General features: G+C 32.8%; 2 protein-coding genes. Both read left to right on the top strand.

Translation table 11 applies throughout. The annotated features are described in order from the left end of the window. Positions 1-124: 124 nt before the first annotated feature. Positions 125-1,597, top strand: coding sequence for an extracellular solute-binding protein (locus VIL26_08260; GenBank protein ID HEY8390920.1), 1,473 nt, complete (start codon positions 125-127; stop codon positions 1,595-1,597). A gap of 15 nt (positions 1,598-1,612) precedes the next feature. After that, positions 1,613-2,310 (top strand): sugar ABC transporter permease (locus tag VIL26_08255; GenBank protein ID HEY8390919.1); only part of this gene is annotated, 698 nt, incomplete at its 3' end.

The following is a 2,310-nucleotide window of genomic DNA, read 5'->3' as shown; positions in this document are numbered from 1 at the left end:
ACAAATTAATGATATATTAAAAGCTTTTTGAAATGTATATAACAATTATAACATTTTGTAAAATGAGATATACTTATTGACACTAATTTAAAAATGTTATATTAATAAATAATAGGAGGAGAAAATGAGAAAAGCTATTTTGAAGAGTTTTATCTTTTTGTTTATCTTTTTTGTTTCCATAAGTTCAGTACTAGGTTGTGGAAATAATTCTCAAAGCAATTATGATAAAGATGGTTTTATGACCCTAAGCATTTGGGGCGGAGATGAATATGTTGGTGAAACAGGAAAAAAGTTTGAAAAATGGATAGATATATTCAATGAAAGCCAACAAGCCAAAGATTTGAAAGTTAGATTAACATTCAAATCATTATCTCAACTTCCTGTTACGTTAAATACTACAGTTTTGACTAACAAAAATATGCCCGATATTGTTATATGGGACAGATTTTCTACACCTACATATAACTATCTTTTATATCCTATCGATGAGCTTGTTGAAAAAGACAATATTAATTTAGATGTTTTTCAACAAGAAGCCTTGAACGAACTTAAGTTTGAAGATAAATTATATGGTTTGCCGCTGGATTTGGATCCTTGGGGTATATATGTCAATCTCGATCTTGTAGATGCATATAACGCAACAGCTGCCGAAGCTGACAAAATTGATGTAAACAAACTTGATACATGGAGCAGAATTTTGAGCGCTGCCCAGAAATTAACTCAATATGATTCTAAAGGCAATGTTACTGTTGCGGGACTTAATACTACCAGCATGGACGGACAGTTCTTTTCGTTTGTATATTCAGCAGGTGGAGAATTAATTAATTCAGATAAAACAAGTTCATCTTATGGCGATACAGTCCTTGTTCCCATAGATAAATTGACTTCTAGTCCTCAATCAAAACGTGTTTACGATACATTAGGTTTTATTAAAGATTTGTATTCAAAAAAGATTTGTTCTTCTGGTTTGGGCGGAACAGATGCTTTTGTCAATAATAAACTTGCTATGACTTACGGTTCTGTATATTTTACTGACAACATTGCAGACTATACCACTCAAAAAATGAGAACCAAATTTTTGCCTTTCCCTAAAAGAGACTTAACATATATCGGCAAAACAGAGCCGCAGGTAATTAATCCTGATGAAAATTCTGATGGATTGGTTAACGGTCAATTTGGCGGTGTTTTGGGCGGTTATGGTTTGTCAATTGTTTATCCGACAGCAAAAAATCGTACTCAAAAATGGGAAGAAAGAAAAAATATGGCTTGGGAAGTAATCAAGCTTTGGATGCTTAATGATGAAATGCAAGAAAAGTATTTTACAACAGCTGAAGTTATTACTTCAAGAACAGACCTTTATGATAATGAGTTTTATCAAAAGGATAGCCCTACAAGCATCAGCAATATTACTGACATTATAGATTATGTTCAATATTATAAGATGCGTCCTAATGTTGAAGGATATGAACAGTTTGAAAGCAATGTTGTAAGAACGTATATACAGCTTATGTACGAAGGCGATACTGTGCTAAAAACTTATAACAACATTTTAACAGAAGGCAACAAACTGCTTAGACAAATGCAGGGCAGAGCATAAACAAAAGAGAAAGATATGGAAAAAACTTTAAAAAGAGGATTATCAATTAATGCAAAGCGCAACATCATAGGTTATACCTTTGTTGCGCCCGCATTAATATTCTTTATAGTCTTTACCATAGTTCCGTTGATAATGTCTTTATATCTTAGCTTATTTAACACTAATATTTATTTTATCAACATGGAATATGTAGGGGCAGAAAATTTTAGACGTATATTTAATGATACGCAGTTTTGGGCAAGTATAATAAATATTCTGTTTTATACATTAATGGCAGTGCCTTTAAATATTTCAATTTCACTTATTTTGGCAATGCTGACTAACACCAATCTTAAAGGTACTAAGATTTTTAGATTTATATACTATCTGCCCGGTGTAACAAGTGCTGTTGCGGCAAGTACAGTATGGCTTTGGTTAATGAATCCTAGCTATGGACTTCTTAACAAAATATTGACATCTCTAGGACTTCCCGCAGGTACATGGCTTACTCATTCAAAAACAGCATTGTTCTCAGTAACTATTGTCACTGTTTGGATGGGCGTAAGTTCCAATATGATTATTTTTTTGGCGGCGTTACAAAATATTCCTGCTCAATTGTATGAAGCAGCAAAATTAGACGGCGCCAACAGAGCAGTTACATTTTTTAGAATAACCTTGCCTATAATTTTGCCCACTATGTATTTTATTTTGACTATGACCTTGATTGGAGCGTT

This window comes from Clostridia bacterium, from assembly GCA_036562685.1.
Taxonomy (GTDB): domain Bacteria; phylum Bacillota; class Clostridia; order Christensenellales; family DUVY01; genus DUVY01.
The sequence above is the reverse complement of the archived record's forward strand: the minus strand, read 5'-3'. Positions and strand labels throughout refer to the sequence as shown.